Raw genomic sequence first — 17,376 nt, forward strand, 5'->3', positions numbered from 1 at the left:
AGACAGCCGCACAACGGCACCCTGTGAACATCCGAACCGCAGATCTCCCTACGGCCCCTGCGCCCAAAGGCCGGCAGAGGGGGCGGGCCCGCGGACCGTCGGCCCACACCCCGCCCCGCTCTCCCGTCAGCTCTTCCGGCCCCGCCGACTCACCCGACCTCGGCGAGCACATCGAGCACGGCCCGCTCGTCCACGGCCGCCAGCAGCCGCTCCCGGAAACCGGGATCCATCAGCTTGCGGGACAACAGCGCGAGGATCCGCAAGTGCTCGTCGCCCGCGGCCGCCTCCGGCACGGCGATCATGAAGACCAGCCGGGCCTTCGTACCGTCCAGCGAACCCCACTCGACACCCTCGGCGGACCGCGCGAAACCGACGACGGGTGCGGTCACCGCGTCCGTCTTGGCGTGCGGAATCGCGATCTCCTCACCGAGCCCGGTCGTCCCCTGCTCCTCACGCCGCAGCGCGGTCGCCACCAACTCCTCCACATCGGCGACCCGCCCGCTACGACCCAGCAGCTCGGCCAGCTCCCGTATCGCGCCGTCCTTGTCCCCGGCCCCGAGCGCGATGTTCACCGTGCGCCCGGTGAGATACCCGGACAGTACGTCCGGCTCGCCGTCCTCAGCCGCCGTACCCGCGTCCGCCGGGACACCACCCGAACTCTCCGGGACCACGGCATCGGCCTCGACCACCGAAGCCTCCGCCGGGGCGGAAGCCTCTGCCCCTGCCTGCGCGGACACAGCCACCCGCGACGGCGCACCAGCACCAGCCGGCAGCGCTTCCGCTCCCGCCGACAGCAATTCCGCCCCTGCCGACGGCGCGTGCGCCCCCGCCGAGAGCGCCTCCGTCCCACCGGTGCCGCTCTCGCCGGTGCCGCCCGCGCCGGTGCCGCCCGCGCCCGAAGGCGCAGGGACAGCCCTCACACGCCCCCGCCGCCCACTCACATCAACCAACGCCACGGTCGCCAGCGCGGTCATCACCGACCCGATCACCACCGCGACAAAGAACATCGGCACCCCGCTGACCGCACCGAGCACAGCCACGATCGGCCCCCCGTGCGGCACCGCGTCCTTCACCCCGGCCAGCCCCGCGACCGCACCGGCCACCGCGCCACCGAGCATGTTCGCCGGAATGACCTGCGCCGGCCGCGCCGCCGCGAACGGAATCGCACCCTCGGAGATACCGAAGCAGCCCATGAACAGCGCCGCGAGCCCCGTCTCCCGCTCCTGCTCCGTGTACAGCTGCCGGCGGATCAGCGTGGCCAGCCCCTGCCCCAGCGGCATCACCGGGATCGCCGCCGCGCACATGCCCATCACCGTCTGGTTGCCGCTCGCGATGAGCCCGGCGCCGAAGAGGAACGCCGTCTTGTTGACCGGCCCGCCCATGTCGAACGCGATCATCAGACCGAGGATCGCGCCGAGCAGGACCGCACTCGTCCCGGTCATTCCGCCGAGCCAGCTCGTCAGATGCTCGAACACCCAGGAGATCGGCTTGCCGATGACGTAGATGAAGAACAGTCCGAGCGCCGTCGTCGCCACGATCGGGATCACGATGATCGGCATGATCGGCTGCACGAACTTCGGCACCCGGACCTTCTTGATCCACAGCACCAGATACCCGGCGAGGAACCCGGTCACGATCGCCCCGATGAACCCGGCTCCGGCCTTGGAGTCGTACAGCGCGCCCGTGTTCGCGATCCAGCCGCCGATCATGCCCGGCACCAGCGCGGGCCGGTCGGCGATCGCGTAGGCGATGTAACCGGACAGGACCGGGATCATCAGCTGGAAGCCGATCCCGCCGATGGCGTTGACGTGTGCCCAGAACGTGCCGTCCGGGATCACATACCCCTTCGCCGTCGCATGGCCGCCGAGCGCGAGCGAGACCGCGATCAGCAGACCGCCGACGACCACGAACGGGATCATGTACGACACGCCGTTCATCAGCGCCTTGTACACCGGCCCCCGCTCCCGGCCGCCCCCGCCGGACCGGGCAGCCGGACCGCCGTCGGCCCCGTCCGGCGCGTGCACGGGCGCCGACCGCACCCGCTCGATCAGCTGCTCGGGATGGTGGATGCCCTCGGCGACCCCGACGGTCAGCACGCGCTTGCCCGCGAAACGGCTCAGGTCGACGTCCTTGTCGGCTGCGACGATGATGCCGTCCGCGTCTCTGACATCGTTGTCATCAAGGACGTTCTCGGCCCCGACGGATCCCTGGGTCTCCACCTTCATCTCGATGCCACGGCTCGCCGCGACCTGCGCGAGCTTCTCCGCCGCCATGTACGTGTGCGCGATGCCGGTCGGGCAGGCGGTCACCGCCAGCAGTTTCACCCGCCGCCGCTCGTCATCGCGGCCACCCGTGGAGGGAAGGCCGGCCGGACTGGTCACATCGATCTCCTCACTTTCGTCGCACGCGGCGCCGTCCCGGACGCCTCACGAGCGAGGGCCGGAACGCCCGGCCCCTGCGCATCCTGCCGTACCTGCCGGCCGGCCCAAAGATGCAAAAGTCCCTGTTCCCGCCGGTCTGTAGGCTCCCGTTCCCGGGATCGCGCATCCTCGCCGGCACCCCGCCTGCCCTCGCCCGGCCCCTCGAAACCGGGCCTCGGCCGGCTCGAGCCGTGCAGAGGCGGACTGGGGGCGACGCGGTCCTGCGGTGTAGCTTGGATCGGAGCCAGACGTCGCTGCTGATGGCGGTCGGGCGGTCCCCTGCGGGCCGGCCGAGGGAGAGAGGGCCTCCGACGGACTGCGCTGCGCGCACGCGGGCATGCCTGTGTCCTCTTTTCAGGCACCCCTGTGTCCGCCGCCGCGCAGACCAGCCGTACCCATCTCGCCCCCCGATACCGAGGAGCAGCCCGCAATGACGACTGTCGACAACCGGCAGGACTTCAAGGTCGCCGACCTCTCCCTGGCCGAGTTCGGCCGCAAGGAGATCACCCTCGCCGAGCACGAGATGCCCGGCCTGATGGCGATCCGCGAGGAGTACGCCGAGGCCCAGCCGCTGGCCGGTGCCCGCGTCACCGGTTCGCTGCACATGACGGTGCAGACCGCTGTGCTCATCGAGACCCTGGTCGCCCTGGGCGCGCGGGTCCGCTGGGCGTCCTGCAACATCTTCTCCACCCAGGACCACGCGGCCGCCGCCATCGCCGTCGGCCCGCACGGCACGCCGGACAACCCGCAGGGCGTCCCGGTCTTCGCCTGGAAGGGCGAGACCCTGGAGGAGTACTGGTGGTGCACGGAGCAGGCGCTGACCTGGCCGGACAGCCCCACCGGCGGCCCGAACATGATCCTGGACGACGGCGGTGACGCCACCCTCCTCGTCCACAAGGGCGTCGAGTACGAGAAGGCCGGCGAGGTCCCCGCCCTGGAGACCGCCGAGTCCGACGAGCACCGCGTCATCCTCCAGCTGCTGCACCGCACCCTGGGCGAGAACCCCCAGAAGTGGACCCACCTCGCCTCGGAGATCCGTGGCGTGACGGAGGAGACCACGACGGGGGTCCACCGCCTGTACGAGATGCAGCGCGACGGGGTCCTGCTGTTCCCCGCGATCAATGTCAACGACGCGGTGACGAAGTCGAAGTTCGACAACAAGTACGGTTGCCGGCACTCGCTGGTCGACGGCATCAACCGCGCCACCGACGTGCTGATCGGCGGCAAGACGGCGGTCGTCTGCGGCTACGGCGACGTCGGCAAGGGCTGCGCGGAGTCCCTGCGCGGCCAGGGCGCTCGCGTGATCATCACCGAGATCGACCCGATCTGCGCCCTCCAGGCGGCGATGGACGGCTACCAGGTCACGACGCTCGACGAGGTGGTCGAGACCGCCGACATCTTCATCACCACGACCGGCAACAAGGACATCATCCTTGCCTCGGACATGGCGAAGATGAAGCACCAGGCGATCGTCGGCAACATCGGCCACTTCGACAACGAGATCGACATGGCCGGCCTCGCCAAGATCCCGGGCATCGTCAAGGACGAGGTCAAGCCGCAGGTTCACACCTGGACGTTCCCCGACGGCAAGGTGATCATCGTGCTGTCCGAGGGGCGGCTGCTGAACCTGGGCAACGCGACGGGCCATCCGTCGTTCGTGATGTCCAACTCCTTCGCGGACCAGACGCTGGCCCAGATCGAGCTGTTCACCAAGCCCGACGAGTACCCGACCGGCGTCTACGTGCTGCCCAAGCACCTGGACGAGAAGGTCGCCCGCCTCCACCTGGACGCGCTCGGCGTCAAGCTCACCACGCTGCGCCCGGAGCAGGCCGCGTACATCGGTGTGGAGGTCGACGGCCCGTTCAAGCCGGACCACTACCGCTACTGAACCGGCGATTCAGTAGTCCCGCCCGCCGGGGAGCGCGCCGGTGCACCGCCGCGCTCCCCGACAGCAGGTCCTCCGAGGCAGGCCCCCGCACCCCCGTGCCGGGGGCCTGCCCCTTTGGGCCCGACCGTCAGCCCGTCCGGACCGTCAGCCCGTCAAGACCCAGGACCCCCATGCCCCGCGGCCGCTATTCGCTCCACGATCCGCACGATCACACCCCCCTCGCAGAAGAACACTTCCAGTGCGCCCCCGGCCCGTCCGGCTGGCGCTATGTCTCCCGGCTCACCGGCCCCGCCGGTGACCACTGCGGCTCGGTCGACCTCACTCTGGACGACCTCGGCCGCCCCATCCGGCTCGAGCTGCACGCGGGAGGCTGGCAGGTGCGTGGCGCCGCCCTCGACGGCGTCACCTGGGTCCGTACGGACCCCACCGGAACCCATGCCACCGAAGGCAATGTGCGCGCCCACGCCTTCACCGGCACGTCCCCCGCGTTCCTCATCGCCACCGCCCGTCTCCTGCGCCTCACCCCCTCGTCCGCCGCGACCCGCGTACGGCTGGTCGCCTTCACGGATCCGGTCCTCGCCCCCCGCACTGTGGACCAGTCCTGGGCCTTGGTGAACAGCGAAGCACACGCCACTGACAACGGCCCCCTGACCGTGGACGAATACCAGGTCACAGCCCTGGACACGGGCGAACGGAACAGTGTCCACATCGCCGGCGACGTCGTCCTGGCCGCTCCCGGGATCGAGCTGGAGGACCTCCAGTCACCGCCGTCGACGTTCGACTGAACCGAGCTTCGACCGAACGGAGCGACGAACCCGGCCGGGGAGAATCCCGGCCGGCGAGCACTACCCGGACCCCGCCCTACGCAGGCGGCGCGAATCCGGTGGCCGGGCGGGCGGTCGGCGGCTCGCCCCGAGGCGGTGCGGCCGGCGGCATGACGGGAGCCTGCGGTTGACGAGCCCCGTTCTGCTGCTGGGCAGGCGGAGCGGAGTTCTGCGGCTGGGCCGCCGCGGTGGCAGGCGGCTGATAGGCGGCCGGCGCACCCGGTCCGCCCGCCGGTGCGGCGAAACCGCCGGCGCCGAACGCCCGCCGGGCCTCACGGGCCTGCCGCTCGTGCATCACGGCCGCCAGGAAGGCGGCCGCCGGAAGATCCTGCGGCACCGAAGCCCCCGTACGCGCCGCGAGATCGGCCGCGAGCCGCTGCGCCATCCCCAGGGAGACCTGCGGATCGAGCTGCTGCATCCGCGTCAGGTACTGCCGCACGGCGAGCCACAGCCCGTCCGGCACGGCGGACAGGTCCAGCCCGGCGAACCGTCCCGCGAGCCACGGCGGCGGAGGCGGCACGAACGCGGCCCGACCGGTGGGTATTCGCTCACGCACGACCAGCGTGCCCGCGAACACGTCCCCGAGCCGCCGGCCCCGTGCGGACACCAGCGAGGCGGTGCAGGCCACCACTCCGAACGTCAGCAGGATCTCCACCACACCGATCGCACCCCGCACCAGCGCATGCCGGAACCGGATCGGACCGCCGTCGTCCCGCACCACCCGAAGCCCGAACGCCAGCTTCCCCAGCGAACGCCCGTGACTGAGCGTCTCCACCGCGATCGGCCCGCCGACCAGCACCAGCAGAAACGACGCGATCGACAGCGCCACCTGCGCGGCCTCGTCCAACGAAGCCGTCGACATCACCAGTACGATGGTGACGACAAGGTACGCGACCACGGTCACCACGAGATCGAGCAACACGGCAAGCGCCCTGCTCGGCAGCTTCGCCGGCCGTAGGTCCAGCACCACCGCCTCGCCCGTCACCAGCTCACTCACGCCCGCCGCCCTTCCCTGAACTGCCCCCGGAACCGCAAGTCTGCCAAGCTGTGGGCGCATCGCGCCGCAGTAAGACAAGCTGACAGCAAACGCGAGCATCCCCGACGAGCGGACGAGCTGTCGACGACCAGCCGAGGAGCAGGCAGACCCGATGGACCTGGACGTCTTCGTCTCCGCACACCGAGCCGAGTGGGACCGCCTCGACGCCCTCCTCCGCCGCCGGCGCCGGCTCAACGGCGCCGAAGCCGACGAACTCGTCACGCTCTACCAGCGCACCGCCACCCACCTCTCCCTCATCCAGTCCAGTGCTCCGGACCCGCAACTGACGGGACGGCTCAGCCAACTGGTGGCGCGCGGGCGTAGTGCCGTCACCGGCACCCGCCGCGCCTCATGGCGTGATGTGACGCGCTTCCTCGGCCAGGGCTTCCCGGCCGCGGTCTACCGCGCGCGCCAGTGGTGGGTACCGACAGCGCTGATCTCCACGGTCGTCGCGATCCTCCTGGGCTGGTGGATCGGCACCCACCCGGACGTCCAGTCGTCCATCGGGGCGCCCAGCCGAATGCGCGAGCTGACCCGGCCCGGCGGCGAGTACGAGACGTACTACTCCAGTCACCCCGCGACGGCCTTCGCCGCCCAGGTGTGGACGAACAATGCCCAGGCGGCCGCGACATGCCTGGTCCTGGGCGTCTTCCTGGGCCTGCCCGTCCTCTGGATCCTCTTCGAGAACATGCTCAACCTGGGCGTCGGGTTCGGTCTGATGTCCTCCGTCGGCCGACTCGACACATTCCTCGGGCTGGTCCTCCCGCACGGCCTGCTCGAACTCACCGCCGTTTTCGTGGCAGCCGGCACGGGACTACGCCTGGGCTGGACCCTCATAGACCCCGGCCTCCGCACCCGCCGCACCGCACTCGCCGAGGAAGGACGGGCAGCGATAGGCATGGCCATCGGCCTGGCCCTGGTCCTTTTCGTCTCCGGCGCCATAGAAGGCTTCGTCACCCCTTCCGGCCTGCCCACCTGGGCCCGCATCGGCATCGGCGTCGTGGCTGAGGTGGCATTTCTGGCCTACATCTACGTCCTGGGCGGCCGCGCGGTACGCGTCGGCGAGACGGGCGATCTCGAAGCGACGGACCGCAGCGCCACCGTCCCCACCGCCGCCTGATGTGCGTTCCACGCCTGTGAGCTGCTAGTCTCCTGTTCACCCCGCAAGACCCGTTGACACGGGTGGCGAGGGGAGGTAGATTCAAACAGTTGCCTGGAACTGGACAGGTTCGGCGGCGAACGTTAGAATCTACGAGCTTCTTCAGGAAAGTCGAGACGATATCTCGAAGAAGCACCCCCCCCGATTACTCAGAAATGAGCGGCCGGTCAGACCGGCCAAGAACTTCTGATAAAGTCGGAACCGCTGGAAAGGGAAACGCGAGAGCGGGAACCTGGAAAGCCCCGAGGAAATCGGATCGAGAAAAGATCTGATAGAGTCGGAAACAACGAAGGGAAGCCCGGAGGAAAGCCCGAGAGGGTGAGTACAAAGGAAGCGACCGTTCCTTGAGAACTCAACAGCGTGCCAAAAGTCAACGCCAGATATGTTGATACCCCGTCCTTCGGACACTGTTCGATGGTCGAGGTTCCTTTGAAAAAACACAGCGAGGACGCTGTGAACCGAGGGGACTATTCCTCCTCTTGGTTCCGCTCTCGTGGTGTTCATCCCGATCACGGGAAAACATTCACGGAGAGTTTGATCCTGGCTCAGGACGAACGCTGGCGGCGTGCTTAACACATGCAAGTCGAACGATGAAGCCCTTCGGGGTGGATTAGTGGCGAACGGGTGAGTAACACGTGGGCAATCTGCCCTGCACTCTGGGACAAGCCCTGGAAACGGGGTCTAATACCGGATATGAGCCGGGACCGCATGGTTCTGGTTGTAAAGCTCCGGCGGTGCAGGATGAGCCCGCGGCCTATCAGCTTGTTGGTGAGGTAACGGCTCACCAAGGCGACGACGGGTAGCCGGCCTGAGAGGGCGACCGGCCACACTGGGACTGAGACACGGCCCAGACTCCTACGGGAGGCAGCAGTGGGGAATATTGCACAATGGGCGAAAGCCTGATGCAGCGACGCCGCGTGAGGGATGACGGCCTTCGGGTTGTAAACCTCTTTCAGCAGGAAGAAGCGAGAGTGACGGTACCTGCAGAAGAAGCGCTTACTAACTACGTGCCAGCAGCCGCGGTAATACGTAGGGCGCAAGCGTTGTCCGGAATTATTGGGCGTAAAGAGCCGTAGGCGGCTTGTCGCGTCGGTTAGAAAGCCCGGGCTTAACCCGGGTCTGCAGTCGATACGGGCAGGCTAGAGTTCGGTAGGGGAGATCGGAATTCCTGGTGTAGCGGTGAAATGCGCAGATATCAGGAGGAACACCGGTGGCGAAGGCGGATCTCTGGGCCGATACTGACGCTGAGGAGCGAAAGCGTGGGGAGCGAACAGGATTAGATACCCTGGTAGTCCACGCCGTAAACGGTGGGCACTAGGTGTGGGCAACATTCCACGTTGTCCGTGCCGCAGCTAACGCATTAAGTGCCCCGCCTGGGGAGTACGGCCGCAAGGCTAAAACTCAAAGGAATTGACGGGGGCCCGCACAAGCGGCGGAGCATGTGGCTTAATTCGACGCAACGCGAAGAACCTTACCAAGGCTTGACATACACCGGAAAACCCTGGAGACAGGGTCCCCCTTGTGGTCGGTGTACAGGTGGTGCATGGCTGTCGTCAGCTCGTGTCGTGAGATGTTGGGTTAAGTCCCGCAACGAGCGCAACCCTTGTCCCGTGTTGCCAGCAGGCCCTTGTGGTGCTGGGGACTCACGGAGACCGCCGGGGTCAACTCGGAGGAAGGTGGGGACGACGTCAAGTCATCATGCCCCTTATGTCTTGGGCTGCACACGTGCTACAATGGCCGGTACAAAGAGCTGCGATACCGTGAGGTGGAGCGAATCTCAAAAAGCCGGTCTCAGTTCGGATTGGGGTCTGCAACTCGACCCCATGAAGTCGGAGTCGCTAGTAATCGCAGATCAGCATTGCTGCGGTGAATACGTTCCCGGGCCTTGTACACACCGCCCGTCACGTCACGAAAGTCGGTAACACCCGAAGCCGGTGGCCCAACCCCTTGTGGGAGGGAGCTGTCGAAGGTGGGACTGGCGATTGGGACGAAGTCGTAACAAGGTAGCCGTACCGGAAGGTGCGGCTGGATCACCTCCTTTCTAAGGAGCACTTCTCAACCGGCTTCGGCTGGTTCAGAGGCCAGTACATCAGCGAACGTCTGATGCTGGTTGCTCATGGGTGGAACGTTGACTATTCGGCCTGGACCTCGGGTCGGTGGCTGCTAGTACTGCTCGTAAGAGCGTGGAACGCATGATCGCCGGACGGGACCTGGCCGGGCACGCTGTTGGGTGTCTGAGGGAATGATCTTCCTTCAGTTGCCGGCCCCAGTGCACTCACCGGATGTTCTGGTGGGGTGATGGGTGGCTGGTCGTTGTTTGAGAACTGCACAGTGGACGCGAGCATCTGTGGCCAAGTTTTTAAGGGCGCACGGTGGATGCCTTGGCACCAGGAACCGATGAAGGACGTGGGAGGCCGCGATAGTCCCCGGGGAGTCGTCAACCAGGCTTTGATCCGGGGGTTTCCGAATGGGGAAACCCGGCAGTCGTCATGGGCTGTCACCCGCTGCTGAACACATAGGCAGTGTGGAGGGAACGAGGGGAAGTGAAACATCTCAGTACCCTCAGGAAGAGAAAACAACCGTGATTCCGGGAGTAGTGGCGAGCGAAACTGGATGAGGCCAAACCGTATGCGTGTGAGACCCGGCAGGGGTTGCGCATGCGGGGTTGTGGGTTCTTTCTTCTGTCGTCGCTTACGGCAGGACGAGTCAGAAACCGTTGATGTAGGCGAAGGACATGCGAAAGGTCCGGCGTAGAGGGTAAGACCCCCGTAGTCGAAACGTCAGCGGCTCGTTTGAGAGATACCCAAGTAGCACGGGGCCCGAGAAATCCCGTGTGAATCTGGCGGGACCACCCGCTAAGCCTAAATATTCCCTGGTGACCGATAGCGGATAGTACCGTGAGGGAATGGTGAAAAGTACCCGGGAGGGAGTGAAATAGTACCTGAAACCGTGTGCCTACAAGCCGTGGGAGCGTCGGATGCAGCTTGCTGCATCTCGTGACTGCGTGCCTTTTGAAGAATGAGCCTGCGAGTTTGCGGTGTGTTGCGAGGTTAACCCGGGTGGGGAAGCCGTAGCGAAAGCGAGTCCGAACAGGGCGTTTTAGTAGCACGCTCAAGACCCGAAGCGGAGTGATCTAGCCATGGGCAGGTTGAAGCGGAGGTAAGACTTCGTGGAGGACCGAACCCACCAGGGTTGAAAACCTGGGGGATGACCTGTGGTTAGGGGTGAAAGGCCAATCAAACTCCGTGATAGCTGGTTCTCCCCGAAATGCATTTAGGTGCAGCGTCGTGTGTTTCTTGCCGGAGGTAGAGCACTGGATAGGCGATGGGCCCTACCGGGTTACTGACCTTAGCCAAACTCCGAATGCCGGTAAGTGAGAGCGCGGCAGTGAGACTGTGGGGGATAAGCTCCATGGTCGAGAGGGAAACAGCCCAGAGCATCGACTAAGGCCCCTAAGCGTACGCTAAGTGGGAAAGGATGTGGAGTCGCACAGACAACCAGGAGGTTGGCTTAGAAGCAGCCACCCTTGAAAGAGTGCGTAATAGCTCACTGGTCTAGTGATTCCGCGCCGACAATGTAGCGGGGCTCAAGCGTACCGCCGAAGTCGTGTCATTGCAGCATGTACTCCCAACGGAGGCTGTGATGGGTAGGGGAGCGTCGTCTGCCGGGTGAAGCGGCACTGGAAGGTAGTCGTGGACGGTTGACGAGTGAGAATGCAGGCATGAGTAGCGATTCACACGTGAGAAACGTGTGCGCCGATTGACTAAGGGTTCCTGGGTCAAGCTGATCTGCCCAGGGTAAGTCGGGACCTAAGGCGAGGCCGACAGGCGTAGTCGATGGATAACCGGTTGATATTCCGGTACCCGCTGTGAAGCGTCAAACATCGAGCATCGTGATGCTAAGGCCGTGAAGCCGTTCCGGACCCTTCGGGGAAAGGAAAGTGGTGGAGCCGCCGGACCAAGCGGTTAGTAGGTGAGTGATGGGGTGACGCAGGAAGGTAGTCCATCCCGGGCGGTGGTTGTCCCGGGGTAAGGGTGTAGCCCGAGTGGTAGGCAAATCCGCCACTCATGCAGGGTGAGACCTGATGCCGAGCCGATTGTGGTGAAGTGGATGATCCTATGCTGTCGAGAAAAGCCTCTAGCGAGTTTCATGGCGGCCCGTACCCTAAACCGACTCAGGTGGTCAGGTAGAGAATACCGAGGCGTTCGGGTGAACTATGGTTAAGGAACTCGGCAAAATGCCCCCGTAACTTCGGGAGAAGGGGGGCCATTCCTGGTGAGAGGATTTGCTCCTCGAGCTGGGGGTGGCCGCAGAGACCAGCGAGAAGCGACTGTTTACTAAAAACACAGGTCCGTGCGAAGCCGTAAGGCGATGTATACGGACTGACGCCTGCCCGGTGCTGGAACGTTAAGGGGACCGGTTAGCTCCATTTCGGTGGGGCGAAGCTGAGAACTTAAGCGCCAGTAAACGGCGGTGGTAACTATAACCATCCTAAGGTAGCGAAATTCCTTGTCGGGTAAGTTCCGACCTGCACGAATGGCGTAACGACTTCTCGACTGTCTCAACCATAGGCCCGGTGAAATTGCACTACGAGTAAAGATGCTCGTTTCGCGCAGCAGGACGGAAAGACCCCGGGACCTTTACTACAGTTTGATATTGGTGTTCGGTTCGGCTTGTGTAGGATAGCTGGGAGACTTTGAAGCAGGCACGCCAGTGTTTGTGGAGTCGTCGTTGAAATACCAGTCTGGTCGTGCTGGATGTCTAACCTGGGTCCGTGATCCGGATCAGGGACAGTGTCTGATGGGTAGTTTAACTGGGGCGGTTGCCTCCTAAAGGGTAACGGAGGCGCCCAAAGGTTCCCTCAGCCTGGTTGGCAATCAGGTGTTGAGTGTAAGTGCACAAGGGAGCTTGACTGTGAGACCGACGGGTCGAGCAGGGACGAAAGTCGGGACTAGTGATCCGGCGGTGGCTTGTGGAAGCGCCGTCGCTCAACGGATAAAAGGTACCCCGGGGATAACAGGCTGATCTTCCCAAGAGTCCATATCGACGGGATGGTTTGGCACCTCGATGTCGGCTCGTCGCATCCTGGGGCTGGAGTCGGTCCCAAGGGTTGGGCTGTTCGCCCATTAAAGCGGTACGCGAGCTGGGTTTAGAACGTCGTGAGACAGTTCGGTCCCTATCCGCTGTGCGCGTAGGAGTCTTGAGAAGGGCTGTCCCTAGTACGAGAGGACCGGGACGGACGAACCTCTGGTGTGCCAGTTGTTCTGCCAAGGGCATGGCTGGTTGGCTACGTTCGGGAGGGATAACCGCTGAAAGCATCTAAGCGGGAAGCCTGCTTCGAGATGAGGACTCCCACCCACTTGATGGGGTAAGGCTCCCAGTAGACGACTGGGTTGATAGGCCGGATCTGGAAGCCAGGTAACTGGTGGAGGTGACCGGTACTAATAGGCCGAGGGCTTGTCCTCAGTTGCTCGCGTCCACTGTGTTGGTTCTGAAACCACGAACGGCCCCATGTGCCACACATGGTGCGGCTGGACAGTTTCATAGTGTTTCGGTGGTCATAGCGTGAGGGAAACGCCCGGTTACATTCCGAACCCGGAAGCTAAGCCTCACAGCGCCGATGGTACTGCAGGGGGGACCCTGTGGGAGAGTAGGACGCCGCCGAACAAATTTTGGGAAAGCCCCCGCATCGATGATGCGGGGGCTTTCTGCGTTTCAGAGCGGTTTTCTCCGCCGTGCGTTCCCGAAGAAGGGCGGAGCGGGCGCATGTCGCGTATCAGAGCCGGCCCGCCGCCTTCAGGGCGAGATACGCGTCCGCCAGCGCCGGTGCCAGATCTTCCGGAGTCGCGTCCACCACCGTCACTCCATGGCGACGGAGCTGCTCCGCGGTGTGCTGACGTTCGCTCTGTGCCCGAGCCGCCGCCGCGGCCTCGTACACCGCCTCCGTGGTGCCTCGAGCCCTGGCCATGCGTGCGATGTGCGGATCGGCCACCGAGGCGACCAGAACCGTGTGCCGCTGAGTGAGCTGCGGAAGTACCGGGAGCAGGCCCTGTTCCACCGGTGCGGCGTCGAGTGCGGTGAACACGACGATGAGGGAACGACGAGGGGCCATACGGAGTGCTGACGCGATGAGACCGCGAGCGTCGGTTTCGACGAGTTCCGGTTCGAGCGTGGCCATCGCGTTGACCAGGGCCGGCAGTACGTCGCCTGCGGAGCCGCCGTGAACCAGGGCGCGTACCCGGCGGTCGTACCCCAGGAGGGCCACGCGGTCGCCGGCCCGGGAGGCGAGTGCCGCGAGGAGCAGGGCCGCGTCCATGGAGGCGTCGAGGCGTGGTGCGTCGCCCACGCGGCCGGCGGAAGTTCGGCCGGTGTCCAGGACCAGAAGGATGTGCCGGTCGCGTTCGGGGCGCCAGGTGCGGACGGCGACAGCGGACTGGCGGGCGGTGGCTCGCCAGTCGATCGAGCGGGTGTCGTCGCCGGGGACGTACTCGCGCAGGCTGTCGAACTCGGTTCCCTCACCGCGTGTGAGCACGCTGGTGCGGCCGTCGAGTTCACGCAATCGGGCGAGTTTCGAGGGCAGGTGCTTTCGGCTGGTGAACGGGGGAAGAACTCGTACAGTCCCGGGCACCTTGTGGGCGCCTTGGCGGGAGAACAGGCCGAGGGGGCCGTAGGAGCGGATCGTGACGCGGTCGGCCTGGTGGTCGCCGCGGCGGGTGGGGCGCAGTCTCGTCGTCACGCGCCTGCGCTCACCCGAGGGAATGGTCAAGCGGTGCCGAGAGGCCCCGATCTCGGTGCCGGGCTGCCAGCTGCTCGGCGGCCACGCGTCCCTCAGCTGTGCCCGCAGGGGGCGGCGGGACGGGTTCGTGATCGTGAGCGTGACCTCGGCGGTCTCGCCGAGGCGTGCGGAGGTGTCGCCGGAGCGGGCCAGGACGAGACGTCGTACGGGGGCGGCGAGTGCGAAATCGCAGGCGCAGGCCAGGGCCAGGGGGCCGTTGACCGCGAGGATGCCGGTCCAGCCGGGTTCCAGGATGCCGACGGGGATCGAGCCCAGGGCCGCGAGGAGGGCGGCGCGTCCGGTGAGTGCCATCAGCGGGGGACCGGGACGTGGGCGAGGACGGCGTTGATGACGGAGTCGGCCGTCACGCCTTCCATCTCGGCTTCGGGGCGCAGCTGGATCCGGTGCCGCAGGGTGGGCAGGGCGAGCGCCTTGACGTCGTCGGGGATCACGTAGTCGCGGCCGGTCAGCCATGCCCACGCGCGTGAGGTGGCCAGGAGGGCGGTCGCGCCGCGCGGGGAGACACCGAGGGCGAGGGAGGGCGACTCGCGGGTGGCGCGACAGATGTCGACGACGTAGGCGGTGATCTCGGGGGACACGTTCGTCTTGGCGACCGCGGCGCGGGCCGCTTCCAGGTCGGCGGCGCCGGCGACGGGGCGTACGCCGGCGGCGCGCAGGTCGCGCGGGTTGAAGCCGGAGGCGTGGCGGGTGAGCACGTCGATCTCGTCCTGGCGGGACGGCAGAGGGATCGTCAGTTTGAGCAGGAAGCGGTCCAGTTGGGCTTCCGGGAGGGGATAGGTGCCCTCGTACTCGACGGGGTTCTGCGTCGCGGCGACCAGGAACGGTTCGGGAAGCGGGCGCGGGGTGCCGTCGACCGTGACCTGGCGCTCCTCCATGGCCTCGAGGAGGGAGGACTGGGTCTTGGGCGGTGTGCGGTTGATCTCGTCCGCGAGGAGGAGGTTGGTGAAGACCGGACCCTCCTGGAAGGAGAACTCGGCGGTGCGGGTGTCGTAGACGAGGGAGCCGGTGACGTCGCTCGGCATCAGGTCGGGGGTGAACTGGACGCGTTTGGTGTCGAGTTCGAGTGCCGATGCCAGGGTGCGGACGAGCAACGTCTTGGCGACTCCGGGGACTCCTTCCAGCAGTACGTGTCCGCGGCAGAGGAGGGCGACGACGAGGCCGGTCACGGCGGGGTCCTGGCCGACCACGGCTTTGGCGATCTCGGCGCGCAGGGCCTCCAGAGAGGCCCGGGCGGTGTCCGGGTCCCCGGTGTTCCCGGCGTTGTCAGTGGTCGGGGCCATCATGGACGGCGTACCTCTCTTTCGAGGGCGTCGAGCTGGTCGGTGAGTGCGATGAGGGCCGCGTCGTCGCCGGGCGGCGGTCCGAAGAGGAGGGAGTGCAGGGCTTGTCCGTCGCCGTCGAGGTGGGCGGACAGGGCGGGGAGCAGGGCCTCGGGCGCGTGCGCCTGGGTGACGGGGACGCCGATGAGGGGGGCGAGCCGGGTGCGGGTGGCGGAGCGAAGAGCGGTGGCTGCGCGGTCGCGGGCGTCTGCTCTGCGATAGAGGCGGGCGCGGCCTTCGGCGGTTTCTGAGGCGCGGATCGCGACGGGGAGTCTTTCGGGTACGAGGGGGCCGAAGCGGCGGGCCCGCCAGCAGGCGGCGAGGGCGGCTGCGATGAAGAGCTGGAGGGTGCCCCAGAGCCAGCCCGAGGGGAGCAGGTCGCGCAAGTTCTGCTGGTCGCCTGTGCGGGTGGCCGAGGTGTCGGAGAGCGAGGGGAGGTACCAGACCAGATGGGGGCGGGAGCCGAGGAGTTGCAGGGCGAGCGAGGCGTTGCCCTGCTTGTCGAGACGGTCGTTGTGGAGGATGTCGGGCGCGCCGAGCACGACGGTGTCGCCGCCTCCGGATGCGGCGGGGATGCGCAGCAGGGTGGCGAGGCGCTGGCTGGGGTAGCAGGTGTCGGCGTCGAGGTGGGTGGTGGTGTAGCGGATGCCACCGGTGTCGGCGCTGCCGGCGCGCCGCGCCTCGGGGAGGCTGCAGTCGGGGGCGAGGGTGTTGCGGCTGCTGGTGGCGGGGTCCGCGATGACCCCGGGGGCGAGCCGCTCGACGGACCAGCTGCCGGCTGCGACCAGGACGGTGCGGCCCCCGGAGGCCGCGATCGATTCGTGCAGCTCGAGCTGTTGACGCTCCGTCAGAAGATCGGGTACGGCGACCAGGAGGGTGGTGTCCGGGCCGACGGCGGCGCGTGCCGCGTCGAGGGTGGTGACCACCCGCGTGGAAACGCCGCGGTCCGAGAGGAGTTGAGCGATCGCGCGGCTGCCGTGGGGGTCGGCGGAGCGCGGGTCCAGCTCGCCGTGCCGCGTGGTGGAGCGTACGGCGGCCATGGCGACGGCCGCTGCGAGAAGCAGGACGGCGGCGAGCGTGATGCCGCGCGCGCGGGTCCACATCTGACGGGCGGTGGGCGCCGTGGAGGTGGTCGTCAGGGTGGCCTCGGCGGTCACTCGGCGGCCCCCTGGCGGGCGTTGTGGGCGGTGCTGGTGGCGCTGTGGGCGAGGGCGGGCCTGGCGCGTTCCAGGTCGTGGTCGAGTTCGGCGATGCGGTGGTACGACTCCTCGCTCGCGCCGCGTCCACCGTACGTCACGTCGTCGAACTGCCGGGCGGCAGCCGTGAGTCGGTCCGTGTGCGCGGGGAGGCTGCGGCCGGCCTCGGCGGCCGCCTCGTCGGCGGTGCGGCCGGGGCGGACGTCGAGCAGGGCCCGTTCCTCCAGGGAGCGGACGATGGCCCGCATGCGTTCCTGGACGGCCTGGTTCCAGTGGCCCTGGACCGCGTGCGCCTCGCTGGCCGCGCGGTGCTCGGCGGCGCTGCGGGGACGGTCGTCGAACAGGACGGCGGCGGAGGCGGGTTGGCGGCGGGGGGTGCCCAGGCGCCACCACAGGGCGGCCAGGACGGCTACGACGAACAGGACCACGACGATCAGGCCGAGCGTGCCGCCGGGCGTCGCCGAGGCGGCCGAGCCGAACAGCCGGTCGAGCCAGTCCCAGAACGCGTTCAAGGCGCGTTGGAACAGGCCGGGATCGTTCTCGTGGTACATCCGCTTGGCCAGCTCGCGCCGGGCCGCTTCCCGTGCGGGATCGCGCGGGGTGGTCACGGGCGGCCCGTCCCCCGAACCGCCGGCCACCAGGAGTGCCGTGTCCGGCGCGCGCAGCAGGCCGCGTACGACCGTGCCGCCGATGCCGGAACCGGCCGCCGACGTGAGAACTCCCCCCGTGAAGCTCACC

9 protein-coding genes and 3 rRNA genes are annotated in these 17,376 nt (G+C 66.9%); 6 read left to right on the forward strand and 6 right to left on the reverse strand.

From position 1 onward, the window contains the following. Positions 1–149: 149 nt before the first annotated feature. Entirely contained in the window at positions 150–2,381 is a 2,232-nt protein-coding gene (locus tag A6P39_RS25220) for a fructose-specific PTS transporter subunit EIIC (RefSeq protein WP_067039013.1), read from the reverse strand. Between the two features lie 469 nt (positions 2,382–2,850). Here A6P39_RS25220 and ahcY point away from each other — a divergent pair, with 469 nt between their 5' ends. Beyond that, complete coding sequence (ahcY, locus tag A6P39_RS25225; RefSeq protein ID WP_067039012.1) at positions 2,851–4,308, forward strand: adenosylhomocysteinase; 1,458 nt, start codon at positions 2,851–2,853, stop codon at positions 4,306–4,308. 170 nt (positions 4,309–4,478) lie between these two features. Next, entirely contained in the window at positions 4,479–5,093 is a 615-nt protein-coding gene (locus tag A6P39_RS25230; RefSeq protein WP_067039011.1) for a hypothetical protein, read from the forward strand. 76 nt (positions 5,094–5,169) lie between these two features. On the opposite strand, the gene A6P39_RS25235 is transcribed toward A6P39_RS25230, so the two are convergent. After that, a complete protein-coding gene (locus A6P39_RS25235) occupies positions 5,170–6,129 on the reverse strand; it encodes an RDD family protein (protein WP_199840649.1) in 960 nt (319 codons plus the stop codon). A gap of 151 nt (positions 6,130–6,280) precedes the next feature. On the opposite strand from A6P39_RS25235, the gene A6P39_RS25240 reads away from it, so the two are divergent. The 4 genes from A6P39_RS25240 to rrf all read left to right on the forward strand — a co-directional run bounded on the left by A6P39_RS25240 (position 6,281) and on the right by rrf (position 12,994). Further along, positions 6,281–7,288: a stage II sporulation protein M gene (locus tag A6P39_RS25240; RefSeq protein ID WP_067039010.1), complete on the forward strand. Its 1,008-nt coding sequence runs from the start codon at positions 6,281–6,283 to the stop codon at positions 7,286–7,288. Between the two features lie 561 nt (positions 7,289–7,849). Continuing rightward, a 16S ribosomal RNA gene (locus tag A6P39_RS25245) occupies positions 7,850–9,368 on the forward strand. Between the two features lie 308 nt (positions 9,369–9,676). Then, a 23S ribosomal RNA gene (locus tag A6P39_RS25250) occupies positions 9,677–12,792 on the forward strand. A gap of 85 nt (positions 12,793–12,877) precedes the next feature. After that, positions 12,878–12,994, forward strand: a 5S ribosomal RNA gene (rrf, locus tag A6P39_RS25255). The 16S, 23S and 5S rRNA genes sit together here, the layout of an rRNA operon. Positions 12,995–13,103: 109 nt before the next feature. Here the strand turns inward: rrf and A6P39_RS25260 are convergent. From A6P39_RS25260 to A6P39_RS25275, 4 genes are read right to left on the reverse strand one after another with little or no spacing between them, the layout of a single operon-like run. Beyond that, a complete protein-coding gene (locus A6P39_RS25260; protein ID WP_067048017.1) occupies positions 13,104–14,414 on the reverse strand; it encodes a DUF58 domain-containing protein in 1,311 nt (436 codons plus the stop codon). Then, positions 14,414–15,403 (reverse strand): AAA family ATPase, encoded by a 990-nt coding sequence (locus tag A6P39_RS25265; protein ID WP_107304388.1) that lies wholly within the window; start codon positions 15,401–15,403, stop codon positions 14,414–14,416. Before A6P39_RS25265 ends, A6P39_RS25260 begins: the two co-directional genes overlap by 1 nt. Beyond that, complete coding sequence (locus A6P39_RS25270; protein WP_067048023.1) at positions 15,403–16,599, reverse strand: DUF4350 domain-containing protein; 1,197 nt, start codon at positions 16,597–16,599, stop codon at positions 15,403–15,405. The genes A6P39_RS25265 and A6P39_RS25270 overlap by 1 nt, the downstream gene beginning before the upstream one ends. After that, complete coding sequence (locus A6P39_RS25275) at positions 16,596–17,375, reverse strand: DUF4129 domain-containing protein (RefSeq protein WP_443052962.1); 780 nt, start codon at positions 17,373–17,375, stop codon at positions 16,596–16,598. The genes A6P39_RS25270 and A6P39_RS25275 overlap by 4 nt, the downstream gene beginning before the upstream one ends. Position 17,376: the final 1 nt, after the last annotated feature.

The organism is Streptomyces sp. FXJ1.172 (genome assembly GCF_001636945.3).
Classification (GTDB): Bacteria; Actinomycetota; Actinomycetes; order Streptomycetales; family Streptomycetaceae; genus Streptomyces.

What these genes read in the sequence shown, in the direction of transcription:
- ahcY (WP_067039012.1), top strand. Translation starts at nt 2,851, where the DNA reads ATGACGACTGTCGACAACCGGCAGGACTTCAAGGTCGCCGACCTCTCC.
- A6P39_RS25230 (WP_067039011.1), top strand. Translation starts at nt 4,479, where the DNA reads ATGCCCCGCGGCCGCTATTCGCTCCACGATCCGCACGATCACACCCCC.
- A6P39_RS25240 (WP_067039010.1), top strand. Translation starts at nt 6,281, where the DNA reads ATGGACCTGGACGTCTTCGTCTCCGCACACCGAGCCGAGTGGGACCGC.
- A6P39_RS25260 (WP_067048017.1), bottom strand. Translation starts at nt 14,414, where the DNA reads ATGGCACTCACCGGACGCGCCGCCCTCCTCGCGGCCCTGGGCTCGATC.
- A6P39_RS25265 (WP_107304388.1), bottom strand. Translation starts at nt 15,403, where the DNA reads ATGGCCCCGACCACTGACAACGCCGGGAACACCGGGGACCCGGACACC.